This is a genomic window from Pseudoduganella sp. GCM10020061 (assembly GCF_042683405.1).
Classification (GTDB): Bacteria; Pseudomonadota; Gammaproteobacteria; order Burkholderiales; family Burkholderiaceae_D; genus Telluria.
In genome coordinates this window covers 777,954-802,329 of sequence record NZ_JBHUJS010000001.1, presented here as the reverse complement: position 1 = coordinate 802,329, position 24,376 = coordinate 777,954, and the positions used below count along the sequence as shown (strand labels likewise).

The following is a 24,376-nucleotide window of genomic DNA, read 5'->3' as shown; positions in this document are numbered from 1 at the left end:
CGGGCGCGGCGGCGGCTTGCGCGACTTGTCCGTCTGCCACTACATTATCCTACCTGCCCGGCCTCCCGCCGGCCCTTGCCCGCGCGCCAATACCATGACCGACATCCTGCTGACACCCATCGTCTTCCTGCTCACTGCGGTACTTCTGGTGCCGCTGGCCCAGCGCCTGGGGCTGGGCTCCGTGCTCGGCTACCTGATCGGCGGCTGCCTGATCGGGCCCTGGGGGCTGGGGCTGGTCGCGGACGTGGACAAGATCAGCCATGTGGCGGAAATCGGCGTGGTGCTGATGCTGTTCCTGATCGGACTGGAACTGCAGCCGCGCAAGCTGGTCGAAATGCGCACCACCGTGCTGGGCGGGGGAACGCTGCAGATGGCCGCGTGCGGCGGCGTGCTGGCGGGCGGTGCATGGCTGCTGGGCATGGGCATCGCGGCCGCCGCGGTCGCCGGCCTGGCGCTGGCCCTGTCGTCTACCGCCATCGTGGTGCAGAACATGGCCGAACGCCACATCAGCAATACCGCGGCCGGCAAGTCCGCGTTTGCCGTGCTGCTGTTCCAGGACATGGCAGCGATACCGCTGCTGGTGGCCGTGCCGCTGCTGGGCGCGGCCAAAGGGGGAGCGGAATTCAACTGGCTGCTGGCGGTGGCGGTGCTCGCCGCGGTGCTCGTCGCGGGGCGCTATGCGATGCCCGCCGCGCTGCGCCTGATGGCGCGCACCCGCCTGCCCGAGATCTTCACCGCGTTCGCGCTGCTGCTGGTGCTGGGCATTGCGCAGCTGATGACGCTGGCCAGCCTGTCGATGGGCCTGGGCGCTTTCCTGGCGGGCGTGCTGCTGGCCGGATCGGAATACCGCAAGGCGCTCGAAGCCGACCTCGAACCGTTCAAGGGACTGCTGCTCGGCCTGTTCTTCACCTCGGTCGGGATGGCGATGAACCTGGGACTCCTTGCCAGCTCGCCCTGGCGCATCGCCCTGCTGACGCTGGGCTACATGGTGGTCAAGATGCTGCTGCTGGCACTGGTGGCGCGCGCGATGCCGGTGCCGGCGCTGCAGCGCTGGACCTTTGCCGGCCTGCTCGCGCAGGGAAGCGAATTCGCGTTCGTGGTGTTCGCCGCGGCGCAGGCGGCAGGCGTCATGCCGGCGCCGTGGGACGAGTTGCTGGTGCTGGTGGTGGCGGTGTCGATGGCGCTGACGCCGCTCGCCCTGATGGCTGCACAGCGGCTCACGGCTTTGCTGCACAAGGCCCCGCCGCGCCCGCCGGACCATATCGAGCCGGAGGGAGCGCGCGTCATCATCGCCGGGTTCGGGCGCGTCGGCCAGATCGCCGGGCGCCTGCTGGCCGCCGCCGGGACCAAGGTGACGGTGCTGGACAACGACCCTGACCTGATCGACATGCTGCGGCGCTTCGGGTTTCGCGTGTTCTACGGCGACGCCACGCGGCTCGACCTGCTGCATGCCGCGGGCGCGCACGAAGCCGATATCCTGATCAACGCCATCGACGACATGCAGGGCAGCCTGGCGCTGACCGATCTCGCACGCCAGCATTTCCCCAACCTGCAGATCGTGGCGCGTGCGCGCAATGTGACGCATGTGTTCGAGCTGCGCAGCCGCGGCGTGCAGGACATCGAACGCGAAACCTTCGAGTCGTCGCTGCTGCTGGGCCGCCATGCACTGCTGCGGCTGGGCGTGGCGCCGGACGAGGTGGCGCGGCTGGCCGCGCGCTTCCGCGACCACAACCTGTCCACGCTGGATGCGATCTTCCCGCACTACCGCGACGAGGCGACCATGATCTCGATCGCGCAGGCAGCGCGCAATGAGCTGGAACAGTCGATCGAACAGGACAGGTTGCGGCTGTCCGGCGATGCCGGTCACTGACACCGCCGGCAGGGGACCGCGCCCAGTCCCCCGCCTCGCGACTTACTTGACGCGCGGCGCCGGACGCTCGCGGCCGCCCTGCTTCCACAGGATGCGCTCGATCTTGCCGTCCGCGCCCTTCTCGAAGCGCACCGACGCCGAGTCGATCTGCTTGACGAAGAATTCGCCTTCGCCCAGCGCCAGCAGGTTCAGCGCCGGCTGGCCGGTGGCCTGGCCAAGCAGCTGCTCGCCGTCGCGGCGCACCTCCAGCACGAAATTCGGCGCCATCTGGTAGCTGCCCACATAGGTGTCGAGCAGCGCCGCCGGCAGTACCACGGCCTTGCGCTCGGCCGGCAGGTCGCCGGCGCGCGGGAATACGTGCGCAATGCCGTCCTGGTGGATGGTCATCTGGTTGACCTTGCCCTGCGCATCGCGGCCGAACTCGATATGCACCAGCGATTTGTCGACGAAGAAGGCGTTGTCCGCGTGCGGCAGCAGCGCCATGCGCGGGCGGCCCGGACGCTGCATCACGAGCTTGCCGTCGGCCACGGCGACCAGGCGCGGCTCCTTGGCGCCGGCTGCCTGGTAGGTGCCGGTGAACGCCTCCAGCGCCTTCGCATCCATGGCAATCTCGCGGTATTCCGGCAGCGGCTTGCCCATCGCGATGGCGGCGGCCTTGCTCGCGACGACGTCCGGCTGCACCACGCCGTATTCGGCGTTGCTCAGCACCGCGACGAACAGCTGTTCGCCGGGGATGCGCATCGTGTAGGTCGAGAAGCCGTTGGTATTGCCGCCGTGCGCCACCATCGGCGCGCCCTGCAGCTTGCCGGTCTCCCAGCCGTAGCCATAGTTGGTGCTGGCGCCGCCCTCCAGCGTGTAGGGCGTGAACATGCGCTGCCAGCTGGCCGCCTTGAGCAGCTTGCCGGACGCGATTGCGGCGTCCCAGCGGGCCAGGTCATCGACGGTCGACACCAGCGCGCCGGCCGCATAGGTCTTGCTCGGGCTGAGCGGCGCGCTCGGCGCCAGCTTGCCTTGCGCCGCCGAGTAGCCGGTGGCCTGCGCCACGCGCCCGCCCGCGCCCTCGTAGGCGGTGTGCGTCATCTTCAGCGGCGACAGGATGCGCTTCTGGACGAAGTCCGCGTAGGTCTGTCCCGACACCTTCTCGATGATCGCGCCCAGCAGGTAGTAGCCGGAGTTGTTGTACGCCCAGCGCGTGCCCGGCGCAAAGTCGAGCGGCTCGTCGCGGAAGGTCGCGATCATCTCGGCGACGCTGGCGTCCAGGTGCTGCGTGTTCCTGAAGTCGTGCTTGCGGGTATAGCTGTAGATGCCCGAGGTGTGCGTCAGCAGGTGCTCGATGGTGATCTTCTGCCCGTGCGTGGGGAAGTCCGGCAGGTGCCGGGTGATGTCGTCGGTGACATTGAGCTTGCCCTCCTCCTGCAGCATCAGGATCGCGGCAGCCGTGAACTGCTTGGTGACCGAGCCGATGCGCAGCACCATGCCGGGATCGAGCGGCTTGCCCTGCTCCAGGTTGGCCATGCCATAGGCGCGGCGGAACACCACCTTGCCGTTACGCGTCACGATCACCGCGGCGCCCGGCTCGCCGGCCTGGTAGTAGGGGGAAATGGCCGCGTCGATGCGTTGGGCCAGCGCGCTGTCCTGCGCCAGCGCCGCAGGTGCGTGCATGGCCAGCAGGGAGGCCGCGCACAGGAGGGAAGGTTTGAACATGGTCTTGTCTCTCTCGTTAGTCGTGTTGGGATGTGCCGCTGAGTGAAGCCGCGACATTACCCGCGCATGGCGGGGCGGACAACGCAGAGTTGGATAAGCGGTGGGTTTGGACGGATGAATGGTTGCGTTGCGGGGGCGAACGTCCCGGGACGGGCCGGCCCGAAGTCGGGCTGTCGGGGAAACGTCCCGTGCTAGCGGCGCAGGCCGAAGCGCTGGCGGTATTCGCGCGGGGTGGCGTGCGCCCAGCGCTTGAAGATCTTGCCGAAGGTGGAGACGTCCTCGTAGCCGCAGCGGCTGGTGATCTCCTCCATCGGCAGGGTGGTCGACTCGAGCAGCGCCTTGGCCCGCTCGACCCGCAGCTGCTGCGCGTACTGCACGGGCGTAAGGCCGACGGCGTCCTGGAAGCGGCGCAGCAGCGTGCGTTCGCTGCTGTGGCAGTGATGCGCCAGCTCCGCCATCGTCCATGCCTTGTCGAGGCGCTGGTTCAGCCAGCGGCGCGCGCGCTCGACGATGGCATTGCGGTCGCCCTGCACCAGGGCCGACGCGATGTACGGCGCCTGGCTGGCGCGGGTCGCGTCCGTGACCAGCACCTTGGCGGTGAGCTGGCGCAGCTCGTCGCCGCCGAAGTGCCCGACCAGCCACAGGGCCAGGTCGAGCGAGGACGTCACGCCGCCCGAGGACAGCAGGCCGCCGTCGCTCACCACCATCTCGCTGGTGTCGACCTGCACCTCCGGGAAGGTGCGCGCGAACCATGGCGCCAGCCACCAGCTGGTTGTGCAGCGGCGCCCGTCCAGCAGCCCCGCGCTGGCGACCAGGCAGGTGCCGGAGCAGGTCGATGCGAGCGGCCGGCCGGTGGCGGCGAAGTCCGCCAGCGCCTCGCGCTCGCGCTCCAGCGTGGCCAGCACCGTGCCGATGTCGTCGGTGGTGCGGTGGTCGATGCCGGGAACGATCAGCGCGTGGGTCGAGGCGCGCGACAGCGCCGCCGGCCGCAGCGACAGGCCGCCCACGGTGATCGGGCGCGCGCCGCGCGGGCTCACCAGGCGCCCTTCGAAGCGCACGCGCAGCGAGGCCGGCCGCAATGCGGCGATGGTGTTCGCGATGCGCAGGACATCGAGCGGAATGACCGCGCTGCTGGCCAGGCAGCCGGGATAGGCGAGGACGCCGATCGAGATGGTGGGGGTGCTCATGTTGGCGGATTTGACCATGTTTTTGTCGATTCCGCCACTGGCCGGATCATGCGCCGGAGCCCAGAATGCGCTACATCAAACCCACGTTTCGGGCAGACGATGCCCAAAGCGGACCTTGGGTCCCGTCACCCGCCGGGACGACCTCAATTGAACATGGAGCCATGAAATGAACGCCTTCCCCGCCTGGCCGGCCTTTGTCGCCGCCCTCCTCGCACTGTTTGCCAAGACCAGCGCCACCAGCGTGCTGCAGGTCGCAAGCCGCCTGCGCGCACGCACCTTCCTGCTGCCGGAAGACGCGCGCATGCTTGGGGTGAAACCGGTGGACGAGGAGGCGGAGATCGTGCGCCGCTTTGCGGGCGTGTGGCGCAACGACGTGGAAAACCTGCCGCTGTTCCTGGCGCTGGCACTGGCCTATGTGCTGGCCGGCGCGCCGGCGTCGGTCGCGTGGTGGCTGTTCGGCGCCTACGTGGCCTTGCGCTATCTGCACTCGGGCGCCTACCTGGCCAGTCTGCAGCCGGGCCGCGCCCTGTGCTACCTCGGCAGCCTGGCGGTGTGCTGGATCATCGCGGTCAGGACGCTGCTGCTGGTGCTCGCGGCCTGACGGCCATCAGGCTGCCAGCAGCGCCGCGTGCCGGCGGGCCACCGGCGCCGATGCGCGCTGGTGCGGCTCGGCGGCGACCGTGAAGGTCCCCACCAGCTGCTCGAGGCGGTCGGCCTGCTCGCGCAGCGAGGCTGCGGCGGCAGCGGCCTGCTCGACCAGGGCGGCATTCTGCTGGGTCGCGTCGTCCATCTCCACGATGGCGGCGTTGACCTGATCGATGCCGACGCTCTGCTCCGCGCTGGCGGAGGTAATTTCGCCCATCACATCGGTCACGCGCGCAATGCTGGCCACGATGTCGTCCATGGTGGCGCCGGCCTGCTGCACCAGCTTGCCCCCGGCGTCCACGCGGGCCACCGAGTCGTTGATCAGGTCCTTGATTTCGCGCGCGGCCGCAGCGCTGCGCTGCGCCAGGTTGCGCACTTCCGACGCCACCACCGCAAAGCCGCGTCCCTGCTCGCCGGCGCGCGCCGCTTCCACTGCCGCATTCAGCGCCAGGATATTGGTCTGGAATGCGATGCCGTCGATGACGCCGATGATGTCCGCAATCTTCTTCGAGGACTGGTTGATCGCATCCATGGTGGACACCACCTCGGTGACCACCGCGCCGCCGCGCACCGCAGTGGCCGATGCCGCCTGCGCCAGCGCATTGGCCTGGCGCGCGTTGTCCGCAGTCTGGCGGATGGTGGAGGTGAGTTCTTCCATCGACGACGCGGTTTCTTCCAGCGCGCCGGCCTGCTGCTCGGTGCGCGCGGACAGGTCCAGGTTGCCGCCTGCGACTTCGGTCGAGGCACCGGCGATCTCGCGCGTGCTGTGGCGCACCTCGCCGACGATCGTGGACAGGCTGTCGCGCATGCGGCTCATCGAGAACAGCAGGCTCGATGTATCGTCCGGTCCAAGCGTCACCTGCTGCGACAGGTCGCCCGAGGCAATGCGGTCCGCCACTTCAGCCGCGTAGGAAGGCTCGCCGCCCAGCTGGCTGCGGATGCTGCGCGCAATCGCCAGGGCCACGCCCACCGACAGCAGCGTCGCAACGCCTGCGAGGATCATCATCAGGCGCGAGGAGCGCTCGGCCGTTGCGCCGATCTCGTCGCGCATGGCGGCAATCGCGCTGGACTGGTGCTGCTGCATCTTCGCCAGCGCTCCCACATAGGCGTGAAGCGCCGGCTCCATGCGGGTGCGCACCTGCGTCGCTGCTTCCTCCGGGCTCGATTCCTTCAACTTGAACGCCAGGTCGCGCGCCTGCGAGTAGTCCTTGCGGCGCCGCGCCACTTCGTCCAGAAGCGCGTCTTCGGCCGCGTCCAGCGCATAGCCGTCGAGCGCCTTCTGCAGCTCGGTGATGCGCGCGCTGGTGGCCTTGATGGCCTGCTGCAGCTGGTGCACGCGCTCCGGGTTCGTCAGCTCGGTGACGGCGATGGTGCGCGCGCCGTTGATGCTGACGCTGGAACCCCATTCGGCCACCAGGCGCTCCTTGGCCATCACCACGTTGGCCATGCGTTCCGCGGTGGCGCGTCCGCTGCGCACCTGCCATTCGCTCAGCGCGACGCAGGCGAACAACATCAGCAGGATGAACGAGAAACCGATGGCGAGGCGGACGCCGACCGTGAGCGAGCGAAGGGTGTTCATGGGAGGATGGGAAACTAGGCTGAAAAGACCGCCGCTCAGCTGGCGGCGAACAGATAACTCATTGATAAAAAAGATAAAAGGCCAGGAACGAACTGCCGAACCAGTCTAGCACCGGTGTTTCCGTAAGTCACTTTTCCGCCCGCGGAGTGTTGTATTGCGGAATCAGGTCCGCGCCAGCGTGGCGCGCTGGTCGAGCAGTTCGCGCACCCTGTAGGCCAGCATTTCGCGCGGATACGGCTTGCTGAGCAGGGGCGCGTCCGGCACCAGGTCGCGCGGGCGCGACAGCAGGTTGCGCGCATAGCCGGACGTGAACAGGACGGCCAGTCCGGGCTGGCGCTCGGTGGCCATCTTCACCAGGTCGGTGCTGCTCACCGGGCCGGGCATCACCACATCGGTGAACAACAGGTCGATGCTGCCGGCCTGCTCCAGCACCTTGAGCGCCGATTCGCCATCGTCCGCGCGCAGCACCCGGTAGCCGAGGTCTTCGAGGATCTCGACCGCCATCTCCTGCACGGCGCGGTCGTCGTCCACCACCAGGATGGTCTCGCCGCGCCCGCCGGCAGCCTGGCGCCGGAACGGTGCACCGTTGTCCTCGCGCGGGGCTTCGCGCGAGCGCGGCAGCCAGATGGTGATCGTGGTGCCGCCACCCATCACGCTGTCGATCTCGATATGCCCGCCACTCTGCTTGGCAAAGCCGTACGCCATCGACAGTCCCAGGCCGCTGCCCAACCCTTCGGCCTTGGTGGTGAAGAAGGGCTCGAAGGCGCGGGCGCGCACCTCCGCCGGCATGCCGGACCCGGTATCGCGCGCCGCGATGCACACGTAGTCGCCCGGTTCCAGCTCCGCGCTGCGGGCCGAACCCGCCTCCAGCGTGACATTCGACAGCGCCAGCTCGAAGTTGCCGCGTCCACGCATCGCATCGCGCGCATTGATGGCCAGGTTGAGGATAACGTTCTCCAGCTGGCCCGCGTCGGCCATCACGTCCCACAAGTCCTGCTGCGCCAGCACGCCCAGCGTGACGCCATCGCCGACCGCGCGCTTGAGCAGGTCGTCGATATTCACCAGCAGTACCGGCAGGTTGATCGCCTGCGGCCGCAGCTGCTGGCGGCGCGCGAACGACAGCAATTGCGAGGACAGCCGCGCGCCCCGCTCCACCGCGTCGGCAATGCTGCGCAGGCGCTTGTCGCGGTCGGTGCCGATGTTGTGCATCATGAGCTGCACATTGCCGGAGATGATCTGCAGGACGTTGTTGAAGTCGTGCGCCACGCCGCCGGTCAGCATGCCGATCGATTCGAGCCGCTGCGCGCTCTCGAGCGCGCGCCGGGCCTGTTCCAGCGACTGCTGCTGCGCGCGCTCGCGCTCCTCGGCCTCGTGCCGCTCGGTCAGGTCGCGGATGAAGGCGTTGAACGACGCGCCGCTGCCGTCATCGAGCACCACCACCGACATCTCGACGAAGATCGTGCGCCCGTCGCGGTGCTGCGCCTCCATCTCGAAGCGGCGCGTGTGCAGCGGCGCGTCGTCGGCATCCAGACCGGCGATGGCCTCGTGCCATGCCGCATGCCGCGCCGGCGCGACCAGCAGCGCGGCAACCTCGCGCCCCAGCGCTTCGCCGGCGCTCCAGCCGAAGGTGTGCGCGGCCTGCTCGTTCCAGTACGTGATCCTGCCGTGCGCGTCGAAGGCGACGAAGGCGTCGTACGAATTGGAGAGGATCAGTTCCAGCCGCTTGCGCTCGGCCTGGGTACGCTCGGTGGAGGCGCGCAGCTCGCTGGTCATGTCGGTGGCCAGCATCAGCGCGCGCTGGCGCCCGCTGCCCAGCACCCACACCAGCGCCGCCAGCAGCAGGCTGGTGACGATACCGCCCGCGGCGATCAGGACCGAAGTGGCGTTGGCCGCGCGCTCCAGGAACGCCGGGTTGGCGCGGACATCGAGCAGCCACGGCCGGCCGGCGACCGTGACCGTGCTCAGGGTCGCCAGCTCATGCCGGGCCGGCTGCATCGCCGCTGCCGTGCAGCCGTACAGGCAGGCGTCGGACGAGCGTTCCGTCCCGTCGAAGATCGACAACGAGAAATCGTCCGAGCGCTCGTTGCGCAGCGCGCCGACCAGGTCGCCGATGCGGAACGGCGCATAGACCCAGCCGATCAGCGCCTGCCGGCGCTGCGCGACCGACCCGGCCGGCGCGCCCTCGCGGTAGACCGGCAGGTACATCAGCACGCCGGCCTGGTGCCCGGTCGAGCCTTCCTGCACCAGCTTCACCTTGCCCGAGAGGGCAGCGCGGCCGGTGTCGCGCGCGGTGTCCATCGCCGCACGCCGGGTCGGCTCGCTGTACATATCGAAGCCCAGCGCGCGCTGGTTCATGATGTTGAAGGGTTCGATCCGGGTAATCGCCGTGACCACCGGGCGATCGCCCAGCGGCCACACGCGGTAGGCCTCGTACCCTTCACTGCGCAGGCGCTGGATGTGCTGCTGCAACTGCCCCGGCGGCACGATCTCGGCCACGGCGATGCCCTGGATGCCGGGGTAGTTGTCGGCGATTTCCAGCGTCGAGACGTAATCGCGGAATTCCGACGGCTCCACCGCGACCGAGCCGCGGATCAGCCCCTTCGCACCGCGCAGCACCTGCTCGTAGGTCTTCATGCGGCGCGCGATCAGGATCCCGTGGGCCCGCGCCTGGAACTCGAATTCGGAGCGTACCTGGGCCTTCTTCGAGGATTGGGCGTGGTACCAGAAGCTGCCGGTGATCAGCAGCGATACCAGCAAGGTGGCGAGTGCGAGGACGCGCGGCGAAAACCGTTCCCGTACCTGCGCCGGGGCGGGGAGCGGTGCGGCAGGTGGCGGTGAAGGGTTGGGGTCGGGCATCGGCGGATCGGCAATCGATTAGCGTCCGGCGAGATTGCGGCGGTCAGGCTGCCACGGTTGAGCCGGGCTCAGGAGTAAAAAAATTATACCCGAGACGGCTTGCGCGGCATTCCCGTTTGAATGGGAGCAATAAGCGTCGTCCCTGCGGCGCGGGGACGACGGGTCCGAAATTACTTCTTGAGGTACTGGTTCAGCCAGCCGATCACGTTATGGTGCCACTGCACCGAGTTGGCCGGCTTGAGGACCCAGTGGTTCTCGTCCGGGAACACCAGCAGCTTGCTCTCGATGCCGCGGCGCTGCAGCGCCGTGAACGTGCCCAGCGCCTGCGTGGTCGGCACGCGGAAGTCGAGGTCGCCCTGGATCACCAGCATCGGTGTCTTCCATTTGCCGACATGGTGCACCGGATTATGCTTCTCGTAGGCGTTGGCCACGTTGAAGTAGGTGCCGCCGGCTTCCCATTCGGTGAACCACAGTTCCTCGGTCGAATACGCCATGCCGCGCGTGTCGAAGATGCCGTCGTGGTTGACGATGCACTTGAAGCCGTCGGACCAGTTACCCGCGATCCAGTTCATCATGTAGCCGCCGTACGATGCGCCCAGCGCGCAGCTGTTGGCGGTGTCGAGCCATGGGAACTTCTTGCCGGCCGCAGCGAGGCCCTTCTTCAGGTCTTCCAGCGGCTTGCCGCCCCAGTCGCCGCTGATCGAGTCGGTGAACTTCTGGCCGTAGCCGGTGGAACCGTGGAAGTCGATGAACACGGTGGCGTAGCCGGCGCCCGCGTACACCTGCGGGTTCCAGCGGTAGCTCCAGCCGTTGCCGAAGCTGCCCTGCGGGCCGCCGTGCACCAGGAAGGCCACCGGGTACTTGCCGCCCGGCGCCGCATTCCACGGCTTCATCACGTAGCCGTACACCGTGTCGCCGTTGGCGCCGGCGAACGAGAACTGCTCGTACTCGCCCCAGCGCACGTCCGCCAGGCGGGCCGCGTTCTGGTTGGTGAGCTGCACCGGCTGGCCGCCCAGCTTCTGCTTGAACAGCTGCGCGTCGGACTTAAGCGTGGACAGGGTGTAGGCGATGGTGTCGCCGGCGACATCGAAGGCCGCGATCGAGCCGGCGCCGGTGATCGGGGTGACCTTGCCGCTGGCGACATCGACCGCGAACAGGCGGTGCTGGCCGACGTCCTGCGCGTCGACGATCAGGGTCTTGCCGTCCGCGCTCCAGCGGATGTCCTGGGCCGAACGGTCCCAGTTCGGCGCCAGCCTGGTCTTCTTGCCGGTGGCCGCATCCATCAGCATCAGCTGGTAGCGGTCAGCCTCGAAGCCGGGACGGGCCATGGCCAGGTAGGCGATGGTCTTGCCGTCAGGGGAATAGGTGCCCTTGGCGTCCCATGCCTTGTTCTCGGGCGTGAGGTTGCGCGGCTGGCCGCCTGCGGCCGGCACGCTGTACAGGTCGAAGTTGGTGGACCAGGCTTCGCTCTTGCCTGCCACGCGCAGCGAGAACACTACCGTCTTGCCGTCCGGGCTGAAACGGTATTCCTCCTGGTCGCCAAACGGCTTGGATGGCGCATCGCCGTCGAGGGAGCCGGACAGGCTGACCGGCGTTTCGCTCACGCGGCCGTCGGCGCCAACCGGCGCGGAGAACAGCACGTTGTTGCGGCCGTCGCCCCAGCTGTCCCAGTGGCGCACGAACAGGCGGTCGTACACGCGGCCGCTGGACTTGTCCTTCACGTCCGCGTCGAGGCGGGACTTGGTGCAGGCCAGGTCCGGGCAGTCGCGGAACACGGCCATGCTCATCGCGATGCGGTCGCCGGCCGGCGACATGCGGAAGTTGTCGATGTCGAGCGGCAGGCTGGTGACCTGGACCGGGTCGCCGCCGGCTGCCGGCACGCGCCATACCTGCGAAGAGCCCGAGCGGCTCGACAGGAAGTAGACGGCATCGCCCTTCGGCGACCACTGCGGATTGCTGCTGGACGATTCGCTGAAGGTCAGGCGCTTCGGCTCGGCCTTGTCGGCGCGCAGGTCCACCAGCCACAGTTCGGTCTGGCCGCGGTTCTTGTCCATATTGGTCGAGCGCACGGTGTAGACGGCGAAGGCGGCATCCGGCGAGACGACGGGTGCGCCGACGCGCTCCATGGTGACCAGGTCTTCCACCGTCAGTCCGCGCGGCGGCGCGGCGAACGCGGTGGCGCTGGCGATGGCCGATGCCAGCAGCAGCATACGTAGTTTCATACTGTCCTCTTGGTGTATTGATGGATGGGCGCGGCCAGGCGCGCAAGGCAGCAATTTACCACGAGGCAACCGCGGAGGGATCGTCCGAGAGGGATTGACGATCGGAGGGGCCGTCGTTCCCTTGTTTTTTACCTGGATGCGGGCTGAAGATCAGGGCCGCCGAATCATGCGTGGCCTATCTCGTGCACGAAAGGCTGGCGCGTCAGCATGGCTTCGAACTCGTTGGCGGTCGACGGCTGCCCGAACAGGAAGCCCTGCATGTAGTCGCAGTCATGCTGCGCCAGCCAGTCGCGCTGCTCGCGCGATTCGACACCCTCGGCGATCACCTTCAGGCCCAGCTTGTGCGCCATGACGATGATGGTCTCGGTGATGGCCTGGCTGTCCGCGTCGCCCAGCATGCCGGACACGAACGAGCGATCGATCTTGAGGTAGTCGATGTCCAGGCTCTTCAGGTGCGTCATCGACGAATAGCCGGTGCCGAAATCGTCGATCGCCACCTCGATGCCGCCATCGTGCAGCTCGCGCAGCGTGTCGGTGGCGGCCTGGTTGAGCAGCACGCCCTCCCCGATCTCGACCGCCACGCTGTTGCGCGCCATGCCGCGCTGGCTCAGGTACTCGACCCAGCTGGCCGCAGGCAGGCCGTGCCCCTGGAACTGCACCGGCGACTTATTGATACTGATCTGGAACGGCCGCCCGAGCATCGCGCTCCAGCGCTGCGACCAGTTGGCCGCCTCGAAGAACACCCAGTTGCCCAGGTCGTGGATCATGCCGGTCTCCTCGGCGATCTCGACGAACTCGGGAGGCAGCGCCACGTTGGCGCCCTTGCGGTGCCAGCGCAGCAGCGCCTCGGCCTTGCAGATGCGGCCGGTGGCGGCGTCGATGATCGGGTGGAAGTACAGCTCCATCTGGTGCCCGGTGAGCGCGTCGCGCAGCTCGTCGGTGACCTTGAGCCGGCGCATCGCCGCCTCCTGCATGGAGGATTCGAAGAAGGTGAGCTGGTCGCGTCCCGCCCCTTTGGAGCGGTACATCGCCTGGTCCGCATTGCGCATCAGCTCCTCCGACGTGGTGGCGTCGCCGGGGTACAGTGCGATGCCGATGCTGCCTGACACGCTGACTTTCTTGATCCCGAGCGTGAACGGCACCCGCAGCGCGTCGACGATGCGCTGCGCGGTGTTTTCCACGTGCGCGACCTCCGCGGTGCTGGTCAGGATCACGGTGAACTCGTCGCCGCCCAGCCGCGCCACCGTGTCGCCCGGCTGAAGACAGGCTTCGATGCGGCGCGCCGCCTGCACCAGCAGGTTGTCGCCGGCATCGTGGCCCAGCAAGTCGTTGACTTCCTTGAAGCGGTCCAGGTCGATGAAGAACAGCGCCATCGCGCCGCCGGAAGCGCGCGCGTGCTTCATGTCCTGCTCCAGCCGGTCGCGGAACAGCACGCGGTTGGGCAGCCCGGTCAGCGTGTCGAAGTGGGCGCGCTTTTCCAGCTTGTCCTGGAACTGGCGGATGGTCTGCTCGGTGTTCTTGCGCTCGGTGATGTCGTTGGTGAAGCCGTGCCATACCACGCTGCCGTCGCGCGAGCGGGTCGGGATCGCGCTCAGCTCGCGCCAGCACTCGCCCATGCGCGGCAGGTTCACCCTGTACTCCGCGCGCCACGGCGACAGGTTCTCGGCCGAATGCAGCATGGCGCGACGCATGCGGGCCCGGTCGCGCTCATTTATGCGCGGCAGCACGCAGCGGAAATCGGCCTCGATCTCGATTGGCGAGCGGCCGAGCAGCTCGGACGCCATCGCGCTCACGTACGGGCAGCTCATGCGCCCGTCCGGATACATCACCAGCTCGAACAGCACGCCCGGCACATGCTGGGTGAGCTTGGTGAGCAGGCGCCGGCTGCGTTCCAGGTCGTGGCGCAGCTCCGTGGTGGCGGTGGTGTCCGCAATGGTGCCGACCATGCGCAGGGCATTGCCGTTCATGTCGCGCGCCACCACGCTGCCGCGTGCGTGCACCCAGATCCAGCGCCCGGACTCGTGCCACAGCCGGTGCTCGTCCACGCACAGCGTGCGGGTGCCGCGCAGGCAGCTGCGCAGCGATTCCTCCACGCGCGGCATGTCGTCCGGATGCATGCGCTCGAACCACAGGCTGAACTCGTCCTTGACGTGGCCGGACAGGCCGAGAATCTCCTTCCAGCGACGCGAGTAATGGACCTTTTCGTTGAGGATGTCCCAGTCCCAAATGCCCTCTCCCGAGCTTTCCAGCGCAAAGCCGAGCCGCTCCTCGCTGGCGCGCAAGTCGCTCGCCAGCCGGCCCTGCTCCGCCAGCGACTGGGCCAGCTCCGCGTTGGCGGCGCGCAGGACTTCCTTGGTCTGCTTGATTTCGGTGATGTCGTACACCGTGCCGATCAGGTCCGAGCAGCGGCCGTGCCGGTCCAGCACGGGCGTGAGGGACACGACGCCGTACTTGCGGCCGTTGGGGAAGTCGCGCGTCTCGGTCCACTGCACCGGCTTGCCGCTCAGCGCCGCCTGGCGGTAGTAGGCCAGCACTTCGCTGCGGCGCTCGGGCGGCATCACGTCTTCGACATCCTTGCCGATCAGGTCGGCCTGCGCCATGCCGGTCTGCGCGAGGAAGGCGCTGTTCACCGAACGCACGCGGAAGCGGCCGTCGGTGTCGCACGACAGGTGGAACACCGCCTCTTTCATCTTCGAGTACAGCACCGCCAGTTCGCTGGACTGGGCGCTGGCTTCGCGCTGGGCTTCCTCGACCCGGCGCAGCGCCTGCACCAGCGAGGTGGTCTCGATCACGACGCACAGCACGCCCACCACGGCGCCGTACTCGTCGCGCACCGGCGTCAGCGACAGCGTGCACCAGTGTTCTGTGGAGCGCTCGTTGGGCGCTGCGAAACGGCGATCGATGCTGTGGCACTCGCCGTCCTGCAGGCAAGCGCGGATCGGAACTGCCAATGCCTGCAGCAGCGAGGACCAGCTGGACGCATCGGGAGCATCCTGCACGCGCCGGCCCAGCTGCAGGCAGGCTTCGTTCATGCGATGACTCTGCCCGCCATCCCAGGCGAGCAGCATCGGCAGCGTGGACGCGGCGACGAAGTCCGCGATCACGCGCAAGGTCCCACGCAACGCTGCTTCCGTCTCCCCCGCGAATTCTGCCGCCATGAAAATGGTCCTTGCACTAAAAATTAGTACAGCGCTTTTTGCCTAGTCTATTACTTCTTTTCGTATTTGCAGGGTGGTGTCGTCAACCGTGCGACACATTCTTTTTCCCTAGAAAGCCAATAACGGCGGGCCTTCCGAGGGCGCAAGCGAGGGCAACAGTAGATATGTACTACAAGCCGTCCACGCAAATGTGCTACCCGCGCAGGACAAATCCATCCCGCATTTCAGTACGTCGGAAGGATGCGGCGTGCAGGTCCGCTCCCTACACTGGATTCCAGATCGAAGCAGTCTCCTCCAACCCAGAACCGAGCCTGGCTCAGACAGGAACACCGATGTGTAACTGGCAGCCCCTGCAAAGCGAACTACGGAACTTCCTGGCGGATGACTGTGGCGGATCGTTAATGGAATACACGCTGGTTGCTGCGCTCGTCATTGTCGTCGGCACGCTGATCGTGCTGGCGGTACGCAAGGTCACTGTTGCGCCCGTTTAACTGAACAACACGTGGAACTATGAATACCTCATCCGAATTCGCAGCATTCCTCGATCTGGCTGCCATGCTCGTCACCGATCCGCGTACCGGCGTCCTGCTTGCACTGCTGACTACCGCCGCCGTCATCGATTACCGCACGTTCAAGATCCCCAACTGGCTGACCGGCGGCGGACTGGCCTTCGCGCTGGCGTACAACATTCTGGTACCGCCGCAGTACAACGCCGCCTGGTACTTCGCCCCCGCGGGAATGATGGTTGGCCTGCTGCTGACGCTGCCAATGTACGTGATGCGGATCATGGGTGCCGGCGACGTCAAGCTGATGGCAATGGTTGGCGCCTTCCTGGGACCGGGCGAAGCAGTGTTCGCCCTCCTCTACAGCTTCATCGCCGCCGGAATTGCCGCACTGGCATTCGGCATGAACAACGGCGTGATGGGCAGGATGCTTGGCAACCTGCGCTATATCGCCACTGGCACCTGGCTGCCCGTCGCAACTTCCGGCAAGCCCTCCGCACGCACTGCATCGGTCGGTCACCTGGCTTTCGGCCTGAGCATTGCCGTGGGCACCACCGTGCTGGTGGTTGGGCGCCACTTCAACTTCATCTGAACATAGCGAGGCCATCATGCGAAACCTGAAAGCCATCATCCTGATCCTGATTGCCCTGGCGACAGGCCTGGCCGCCGCGGCGTACGCCACCGGCTGGGTCTCACGCCAGACCGGCAGCGCGAACAAGATCGTTGTTGCCGCCGTCGATGTCGAACTCGGCACTCGACTCAACTCACAAATGCTGACTACCGCCGACTGGCCCAGCGGATCCGTGCCCGCCGGCGCATTCAAGGAACTCAAGCAACTAGAAGGCCGCACGGTTAAAGCCAGCCTGACTCGTGGCGAACCGCTGCTGGAGCCGAAGCTGGCGCCAGTCGGCACGCAAGGAGGCCTGTCGGCCATCATCGCCGAAGGCAAGCGGGCGATGACCGTGCGCGTGAACGACGTGGTGGGCGTGGCAGGGTTCGCACTGCCCGGGACCTACGTTGACGTGATGGTTCACGCCCAACAAGACGAACAGGGTAACCAAGGCAAACCCATTAGTAAAACGGTCCTGGAAAAAGTCCTGGTGCTTGCCGTCGCGCAGGAGGCAAGCCGCGACGACACTAAACCTAAGGTAGTAAGCGCGGTCACGCTCGAACTGACCCCAGAAGACTCCGAGAAACTGGACCTGGCTCGCAGCGTGGGCACCCTTTCGCTAGTCCTGCGTAATCAGGTCGATAAGCAGACAGTTGCGACCAAGGGCATGACCAAAGCAGAGCTGTTTGGCTTAGTTCGCCCTGTTCCCACAGCCCCGGCCGCCACACCTCGTCCCACTGCTCGAAAAGTAGCAATGTCCAATTCCCAGTGCGTCGAAGTCATCCAGAACGGCGCCCGCATCATGAGCTGTTTCTAACCCAGGATCATTAGAGAGGAGCGGAGCCGTGAATAACAAAAATATGATGATGGCGATTGGCTTGTTGATTGCGGCAGTGTCGGTGAAGCCCGCACCAGCTGCAGCGCCGAAGTCCGCGGCGAACCAGGTTCGCAAACAATGCACTTCGGTGGTAACGCGTGACACAGTGTTTGTCACATTGGGCAAGTCAGCCATCATTCCGCTCGACGGGCTCAAGAGGCCGATCACGCGCGTCGTGGTCGATGGGCCAACCGGGATGATCGCCCCGAGCTCATCACCGGCCCCCGGAGCACCAGCCACAACGGAAAATGCCCCAATCGTCGGGGATACAGACGTCATTGTGCTGAGCCAGAACGACCTCGTCTTTCGCGGCAAGAAAGCTGGGGCGACAAATGTGATTCTCCAGGACTCAACCGGTGCATGTTTTGTACAGGACATCCTGGTCTCACTCGACTATCGCACTGTTCAGTCAAAGATTTCTGAACTAATGCCTGAAGAAAAAGACGTCCAGGTAAAAAGTGCGGAAAACGCCATTGTCTTGACCGGCAAGGTGGAGGATTCGACCAGGTTAGACGAGGTCATGCGCATTGCCACAGCCTACGGCGACGGCAAACGCGTGGTCAATCTGCTGCGTGTGAATGCCAATCAACAGGTAATGCTGGAAGTCAAGATTGCGGAAGTTAGCAAAACCCTTCTGGATAAATTCGGCATTGACTTCGCCCGCCTATTTACCACTGCCGACGGAATGACCTCGCGCGTTATCTCGGGCATCTTTGGAGGCGGTCCAGCCGTCTTTGGGCGGTTTCATCCAAATGCCGGCGGCGGGACAGTGATCGGCAACGTGGGGAGTTCCGTCTCGGGAGGCAACACGGGTGCCGGTACGTCCATGAGCACGGCCGGGAACGCTGCCACGCTGATTGGCATCGACGCTGAGAAGAAGGACGGCCTGGTCCGTGTGCTGGCAGAGCCTAACATCATGGCGATCAGTGGCCAATCAGCCAGTTTCCTCTCCGGCGGCAAGATTTTCATCCCAGTCGCACAGAGCAACCTCGGCGGTGGCGTGACGATAACGCTGGAGGAAAAAGAATTTGGCGTCGGCCTCAAATTTACCCCCACGGTGTTAGGCGGCAATCGTGTGAACCTCAAACTCGTATCCGAAGTATCGGAGCTGTCGCAAACCGGCTCCCCTTTCACGACCAATAACGGTGTGACGTCGGTGCTGCCTTCGATCACGACCCGGCGCGTGGACACGACCGTGCAGCTGAAAGATGGCCAGAGCTTCGCTGTCGCCGGACTAATCCGCAACAACGTCACAGAAACTATCAAGCGCTTTCCGGGTTTAGGTGAGGTGCCGATCCTCGGAATGCTGTTCCGCTCAAGCGAATTCCAGAAGGACCAGACCGAACTGGTATTCATCGTAACCCCACGTATGGTCAAGCCACTAGCCGAACCGGTGATGTTACCGACCGACTCGCATGTCGAACCCAATCGTGCAGACGCAGTGCTGATGGGGCGTACGGAGGGAAGCCGCACGGCGCCACCAGCCCCCAAAAAATAAGGAGAACGACGTGAAATCACAGATGATCTGCCTTCTACTCGGGCTATGCGCAGGATGTTCCACGACGCCAAATTACGACGCCCGATTCGGCGACTCCATCCGCATGACTAGATCCGCAATGATCGCGAACGCGGACGCTCCGATTGACCGCGATCCAGTTGTCGGTGTCGATAACCAGGCAGCGCGCGAGAGCTTCACGCGTTACCTCAACACCTTCAAAGAGCCACCCCCAATCGTCAACGTCATCAATATTGGTGGCGCGGTAGGCGGCGGCGCTTCGAAGTAGTCCAGCCTCGCCTGGACACATAAGAAGCCGGCACAGCCAGGCTCTTGCAGTACCCGCCAAAGCTACGCGGGAAGACAAAAGTAGCAAAGGGCAGCAGTGTAGTACGTGTAATTCACTAACCACAAAGGAAACTGAAATGAAAAACCTCGTACAGAAAGCATCGGGCGCTATTTCCACGTTCGCTAAGGAAGAAGACGGCGCGCAAGTCATCGAATATTCACTGATCATCGCCGTGATTTCGATTGCACTCGTGTTGGGCATCCAAGGCCTCAACGGCAACTTCGACGCCTTCATTACGCGCGTCGGTAACTGCCTTACCGGTGCCGGCTGCGTGGCTTAAGCAGCGACCTCGTTGGACGACGCGGCCCGGCCGCGTTGTCCGTTACCCCTGAACTTAGCGAGGCATTGTGTGTAACAAGTCCGATTTCAAGCGCTTTCTGAAGCGCTTCCTGGCTGGAAACGACGGGGCGCAAGTGATCGAATACGCGCTTCTCCTCGCGACCCTTGCGGTAGCACTCATCGTTTCATTGCAAGGCCTCGAGGGCCACTTCGATTTGCTGTTGACCCGAGTAGCCACCTGTCTTAACAACCCGTCGGCGTGCTTCTGACAAGCCACTATTCGGAAAATTGCCTGAGGAGTGCAGAATGAAACCAATGCCTGGGCGCACACTTTCACAGCCGGTCAACACCCCCGCACAGCGCGGCGCAGTGATACTTCTCGTGTGCTTCGTCCTCATTTTCCTTCTGGGGTTCGCCGGCATCGCACTTGACTTCGGACGGCTTTTCGTCGTGCGCACCGAGCTACAGACCGCTATGGATAGCTGTGCCCTCGCCGCTGCGCAAGAGCTGGACGGACAGCCGACTGCTTTGGACCGAGCACGTAGTGCTGGCCTTACGGCGGGTAACCTCAACCGTGTCAATCTTCAATCGGTCGACTGGGATGCCAAAGGCAAAATTACGAACGATGACATTGTGTTTCTCGATGCTGGTTTCAACGAAACCGCCGACTGGGCAGATGCAAAATACGCTGCGTGTGAACATTCACAGCCAGATGTTCGAATGTGGATTCTTCATGCGATGAGCGGATTCATGGGCGATGCCGCAACGAATCCGGCTGCCCGGTCTGTCTGGGCTCGCGCTGTCGCTACGCGCGGGAGTTCACAAACCACTTGCCCCATTCCCGTCGGCATGCGACCGAAGGTGGGGGGCACCGCCCCAGACTACGGCTTCCAAGTTGGAGAATGGGTAACAATTTACAGTAAAAACCTTGGAGCCGGGCCTGGCGAGATGGGGTGGTACAACCTGGACGGGAGTACCAATGCAGCCGAAACGGCGAAGGAGCTGGGCGAAGGAGGCTCCTGCGGCACGCGGATAGGCGATGTGCTTGGGACACCGGGCGCCCAGACGAGTGCGCACGGTCCGTGGAACTACCGTTTCGGGATATACAAAAACAATGAAGGACCATCGGAGCATCATCCTGACGAGACTGGCTATGCCTACACGGCCCACAACTGGAAGAACCCCGTGCCCCAAAACGCGTTTGCCGGGCAGCCCGCAATCGGTTCCCACCCGACAGCAGAAAATTACATCGCCAAGCGCGCTGCGTATGCATCGTTTGCCGATACCGGCACCGACCTCAAAGCCGGCTCGCTGATCGCTTTTGGCGACAAGAACAAGCTAAATAGTTTCAAGACTATCGCGACCCCAGGCGCGAGCGGGGAACACAAGGCCCACGGGTATAACCGGCGCCTGGCCGTGGTACCAGTACTGGACGGCGGGTCGAGGGTGATTGACTATGCGTGTGTGTTCATGCTCGCGCCAATGTCGGGCCCGAATGACGACGTCCAGCTGGAGTACCGTGGAAATGCAGGCAACGTCGACTCGCCTTGCAAGACAAATGGTCTTCCCGGCGGCTCTGCAGGGCCACTGATCCCAGTATTGGTGAGGTGATGACATGAACAGGAAACCCCAACGCGGCGTTGCACTGATTGAGTTCGCTCTGATTCTTCCACTGCTGCTTATTCTGGCCATGATTGTCACCGAATTCGGTCGAGCCCTTTATCTCTACAACAGCGCGGCAAAATCGGTACGCGATGCGGTCCGATACCTTTCATTGCAGACGCCAAAGACCCACATCACCGAGGCGAGCAATCTGGTCGTGTACGGAAATATTCATGGAGATGGCGAACCGCTGGACAATAACCTGAACACTTCCCATGTCGTGATTAATGACGACTCGTGGAAATTCGAAGGGACTGCGCCCGCCATTAATACGGTGACCGTACGCGTTACAGGCTATCAATTCCGTCCCATGTTGTCGGGCATGTTCGGCGTGACGTTCGGGACGCTGACCTTCAGCGACATCACCGCGACCATGAGGAGCCAGATATGAACCGCCCTCAGTCCGGTGCGACACTTATCGAATTTTGCCTGGTCCTACTGACTTTCCTGATGTTCATGATGGGGTTGACGGATCTGAGTCGCCTCATGTTCATCTGGAACGCCGCCACCGAAGCTACCCGGCTCGGCGCACGATACGCAGTCGTGTGTGACGACACAACCCAGAAGGACGCCGTCCTCGGGCGCATGCAGCAAGTGCTGCCAGAGATTACCGATATCGCAGTGACGTGGGAACCTGCCGGCTGTGTTGTAACCACATGCGAAGGTGTACGCGTAACCATTACAGACCTCGACTTTCAGTGGGTAACCCCGATACCCGGCTTCGTGGCGCCGAACTGGTCAGTACCGGACTTCAATAAATTTAATACCTACCTGTCGCGCGAGATCATGCGGCAGGACGATAACTCGGCAACGATCTGTAATTAAAGGATGAGTTGAAATGAAAATCGCCCTTGTATCACCAAGCCGCCAAAACCTCGACGAAATGGCACAGGTTCTAAAGGCGCACTCACCTGTCCTACTACAGGGCGGCAAAACGCGTATGCGCGAGATAGTCGAAACCGAAGGGCCAGACATCATGATTGTGGAAGGCATGTGCTGCGATATTGCCGAACTAGCCCATGTTGAATACATCACCACGCATTTCCCGCGCACGGCCGTGGTACTTGTTTGCGCTAGTGCTACTCCGGAATTCCTGATCAATTCGATGCGCGCGGGGGTACGGGAAGTACTGACCTCGCCAGTGACTCCGCCAGCATTATTCGCAGCAGTCGAAAGGATTGGCGCGAAAGTGGTGGCGGTTGCCAAGAGCCATAATGCGGACGTCCTGGCATTTCTGCCGTGCAAGGGCGGGAGCGGAGCTACCTTTCTAGCAACCAATCTTGGCGCCCAATTAGCAGAGACGCGCTCCGTCATGCTAATCGACCTGAATCTGCAGTTCGGTGACGCACTTTCTTTCGTTTACGACAGTGCGCCAGCGTCGACCATCGCCGATGTGGCCCGCGAAATTGACAGGCTCGACGCTTCGTTCCTAACGGCGAGTGCGGTGAAAATATCCGACAACTTCAGCATTCTCGCCGCACCAGAAGATCCAGCGCAGGCAATCGAAATCAAACCCGAGCACGTGGACGCGATCATTGAGCTCGCTGCTTTGCACTTCGATTACGTGTTGCTCGACTTGCCGCGACATATTGACACCATCGGAGTCAAGGCGCTTGACCGCGCAACGAAGCTTTACCCGGTACTGCAGGCCTCGTTGCCAGCAATTCGCAACACCAAAAAAATTCTCGCGGTATTCAAGACGCTCGGCTACCAGGCCGACAAGCTCGAACTAATCATTAACCGGTTCGAACGCACTGGCGAGATTGGTATCCCAGAGATTGAACGCTCGCTCGGAAAGTATCCAATCCACACCGTGCCCAACTCATACAAGCAGGTTAACGCGGCGATTAATCATGGCGATCCATTGCTGGTAAGCGCACGGAGCAATCCGGTATCGAAAAACCTAGCGGAATTCGCGCGTTCAATCAGCCCACAGCTCGAGCATGCCCCCGGGCTGTTTCAACGCTTGCTCGGCCGGCAAGGCCAACCCGTGCGTGCCGTTCGCGCTTAAGGAGGCTCCATGTCATTCCGTGAAAAACTGATCAGCCGTGAGACCGCCGCGACTTCAGCGCCGCCGAGCGCACCATCCGGAGACGGATACAAAATACTAAAGACACGGATTCACATCAAGCTGCTCGAGAAATTCGACCTATCTGCGCTGGAAGCACTGGCTCCGGACGTATTGCGATCAGAAATCGGTGCGATGGTCGAACGGCTGCTGGATGAAGAACAGGCACCGGTCAACGACCTCGAGCGCCGCTGGCTAATCCGAGACATCCAGCATGAAATGCTGGGATTCGGCCCGCTGGAGCTGCTGATGGCCGACCCGACGGTGTCCGATATCCTGGTCAATGGCTACGACAACATTTATGTGGAGCGTAAGGGCCGACTGGAACCGACCAGCGTGACCTTCACGGATGAAAAGCACCTGCTGCGCATCATCGACAAGATTGTGTCGCTGGTGGGCCGCCGAATCGACGAATCCAGCCCGATGGTCGATGCCAGGCTCCCGGACGGCTCGCGCGTCAATGCCGTGATACCGCCGATTGCCCTCGACGGGGCGATGATGTCGATCCGCCGCTTCGCACACATTCCGCTCAAGATGTCGAACCTGGTGGGCAGCGAACTGCGCAGCCTGACCCCCGAGATGGCCTACCTGCTGGAAGGCTTGTGCAAGTCCAAGGTCAACATGATCATTTCGGGCGGCACCGGGGCGGGAAAGACCACGCTGCTGAACATCCTCTCCGGCTACATTCCCCCGGAAGAGCGCATCGTCACGATCGAGGATGCAGCCGAACTGCAGCTGCAGCAGCCGCACGTGGTGCGGCTGGAGACGCGTCCGATGAACATCGAAGGAAAAGGCGAAGTCAGCCAACGCGCCCTGGTGCGCAATGCGCTGCGCATGCGCCCGGACCGCATCGTGATCGGCGAGGTCCGCGGCGCGGAAGCGGTCGACATGCTGCAGGCGATGAACACCGGCCACGAGGGATCGCTCACGACGATCCACGCCAACAATCCGCGTGATGCGCTGTCGCGCCTGGAGAACATGATCGGCATGGCCAACCTTAACCTCCCGCACAAGGCCGCGCGCCAGCAGATCGCCTCGGCGATCACGGTCATCATCCAGGGCCTGCGCCTGATCGATGGCCGGCGCAAGATCACCAGCATCCAGGAAATCACCGGCATGGAGGGAGACGTCATCACCATGCAGGAGCTGTTCGCGTTCAGACAGACGGGCGTCGCGGCAGACGGCACGGTCGAGGGCTATTTCCACGCGACCGGCGTACGTCCCAAATTTGCCGACCGGCTGCGTGCGTTCGGCGTCGCCTTGCCCGATGCGATGTTCGATCCGAGCCGCCATTATCATTGAGGAGACCGGC

18 protein-coding genes are annotated in these 24,376 nt (G+C 64.3%); 12 read left to right on the top strand and 6 right to left on the bottom strand.

Annotation, left to right across the window (positions count from 1 at the left end; translation table 11 throughout):
* Positions 1 to 94 precede the first annotated feature (94 nt).
* The gene (gene kefC, locus ACFSQR_RS03565; protein WP_377728180.1) at positions 95 to 1,870 is read left to right on the top strand and encodes a glutathione-regulated potassium-efflux system protein KefC; all 1,776 of its coding nucleotides are present in this window, start codon (positions 95 to 97) and stop codon (positions 1,868 to 1,870) included.
* A 42-nt stretch (positions 1,871 to 1,912) separates the two neighbouring features.
* Here kefC and ACFSQR_RS03560 read toward each other — a convergent pair whose 3' ends face one another.
* Both ACFSQR_RS03560 and ACFSQR_RS03555 read right to left on the bottom strand, forming a co-directional pair.
* Entirely contained in the window at positions 1,913 to 3,574 is a 1,662-nt protein-coding gene (locus tag ACFSQR_RS03560) for a serine hydrolase (RefSeq protein ID WP_377728178.1), read from the bottom strand.
* A gap of 191 nt (positions 3,575 to 3,765) precedes the next feature.
* Positions 3,766 to 4,761, bottom strand: a complete 996-nt coding sequence (locus ACFSQR_RS03555; protein WP_377728176.1) for a GlxA family transcriptional regulator — start codon at positions 4,759 to 4,761, stop codon at positions 3,766 to 3,768.
* A gap of 166 nt (positions 4,762 to 4,927) precedes the next feature.
* On the opposite strand from ACFSQR_RS03555, the gene ACFSQR_RS03550 reads away from it, so the two are divergent.
* Positions 4,928 to 5,362: an MAPEG family protein gene (locus tag ACFSQR_RS03550; RefSeq protein WP_377728174.1), complete on the top strand. Its 435-nt coding sequence runs from the start codon at positions 4,928 to 4,930 to the stop codon at positions 5,360 to 5,362.
* 6 nt (positions 5,363 to 5,368) lie between these two features.
* On the opposite strand, the gene ACFSQR_RS03545 is transcribed toward ACFSQR_RS03550, so the two are convergent.
* From ACFSQR_RS03545 to ACFSQR_RS03530, 4 genes are all read right to left on the bottom strand, one after another.
* Positions 5,369 to 6,985, bottom strand: a complete 1,617-nt coding sequence (locus ACFSQR_RS03545; RefSeq protein ID WP_377728172.1) for a methyl-accepting chemotaxis protein — start codon at positions 6,983 to 6,985, stop codon at positions 5,369 to 5,371.
* Between the two features lie 162 nt (positions 6,986 to 7,147).
* The gene (locus ACFSQR_RS03540; RefSeq protein ID WP_377728170.1) at positions 7,148 to 9,841 is read right to left on the bottom strand and encodes a CHASE domain-containing protein; all 2,694 of its coding nucleotides are present in this window, start codon (positions 9,839 to 9,841) and stop codon (positions 7,148 to 7,150) included.
* A gap of 170 nt (positions 9,842 to 10,011) precedes the next feature.
* A complete protein-coding gene (locus ACFSQR_RS03535) occupies positions 10,012 to 12,063 on the bottom strand; it encodes a prolyl oligopeptidase family serine peptidase (protein ID WP_377728168.1) in 2,052 nt (683 codons plus the stop codon).
* A 164-nt stretch (positions 12,064 to 12,227) separates the two neighbouring features.
* On the bottom strand, positions 12,228 to 15,221 hold the full coding sequence (locus ACFSQR_RS03530; protein WP_377728166.1) for an EAL domain-containing protein: 2,994 nt from the start codon (positions 15,219 to 15,221) through the stop codon (positions 12,228 to 12,230).
* A 510-nt stretch (positions 15,222 to 15,731) separates the two neighbouring features.
* Between ACFSQR_RS03530 and ACFSQR_RS03525 the strand changes: the two genes are divergently transcribed.
* The 10 genes from ACFSQR_RS03525 to ACFSQR_RS03480 all read left to right on the top strand — a co-directional run bounded on the left by ACFSQR_RS03525 (position 15,732) and on the right by ACFSQR_RS03480 (position 24,366).
* The gene (locus ACFSQR_RS03525) at positions 15,732 to 16,316 is read left to right on the top strand and encodes a prepilin peptidase (protein ID WP_377728164.1); all 585 of its coding nucleotides are present in this window, start codon (positions 15,732 to 15,734) and stop codon (positions 16,314 to 16,316) included.
* Between the two features lie 16 nt (positions 16,317 to 16,332).
* Complete coding sequence (gene cpaB, locus ACFSQR_RS03520) at positions 16,333 to 17,151, top strand: Flp pilus assembly protein CpaB (RefSeq protein WP_377728162.1); 819 nt, start codon at positions 16,333 to 16,335, stop codon at positions 17,149 to 17,151.
* A gap of 28 nt (positions 17,152 to 17,179) precedes the next feature.
* Positions 17,180 to 18,709: a type II and III secretion system protein family protein gene (locus tag ACFSQR_RS03515; RefSeq protein WP_377728160.1), complete on the top strand. Its 1,530-nt coding sequence runs from the start codon at positions 17,180 to 17,182 to the stop codon at positions 18,707 to 18,709.
* A gap of 10 nt (positions 18,710 to 18,719) precedes the next feature.
* A complete protein-coding gene (locus ACFSQR_RS03510; protein ID WP_377728158.1) occupies positions 18,720 to 18,995 on the top strand; it encodes a hypothetical protein in 276 nt (91 codons plus the stop codon).
* A 136-nt stretch (positions 18,996 to 19,131) separates the two neighbouring features.
* On the top strand, positions 19,132 to 19,335 hold the full coding sequence (locus ACFSQR_RS03505) for a Flp family type IVb pilin (protein ID WP_377728156.1): 204 nt from the start codon (positions 19,132 to 19,134) through the stop codon (positions 19,333 to 19,335).
* A 305-nt stretch (positions 19,336 to 19,640) separates the two neighbouring features.
* Positions 19,641 to 20,945, top strand: coding sequence for a pilus assembly protein TadG-related protein (locus ACFSQR_RS03500; protein ID WP_377728154.1), 1,305 nt, complete (start codon positions 19,641 to 19,643; stop codon positions 20,943 to 20,945).
* Positions 20,946 to 20,949: 4 nt separating this feature from the next.
* Positions 20,950 to 21,387 carry a TadE/TadG family type IV pilus assembly protein gene (locus tag ACFSQR_RS03495; protein WP_377728152.1) on the top strand — a complete coding sequence of 146 codons (438 nt, stop codon included), beginning with the start codon at positions 20,950 to 20,952 and terminating at the stop codon, positions 21,385 to 21,387.
* Complete coding sequence (locus ACFSQR_RS03490; protein ID WP_377728151.1) at positions 21,384 to 21,821, top strand: TadE/TadG family type IV pilus assembly protein; 438 nt, start codon at positions 21,384 to 21,386, stop codon at positions 21,819 to 21,821. The genes ACFSQR_RS03495 and ACFSQR_RS03490 overlap by 4 nt, the downstream gene beginning before the upstream one ends.
* 13 nt (positions 21,822 to 21,834) lie before the next feature.
* Complete coding sequence (locus ACFSQR_RS03485) at positions 21,835 to 23,007, top strand: CpaE family protein (protein ID WP_377728149.1); 1,173 nt, start codon at positions 21,835 to 21,837, stop codon at positions 23,005 to 23,007.
* Positions 23,008 to 23,016: 9 nt separating this feature from the next.
* Positions 23,017 to 24,366, top strand: a complete 1,350-nt coding sequence (locus ACFSQR_RS03480) for a CpaF family protein (RefSeq protein ID WP_377728148.1) — start codon at positions 23,017 to 23,019, stop codon at positions 24,364 to 24,366.
* Positions 24,367 to 24,376 lie beyond the last annotated feature (10 nt).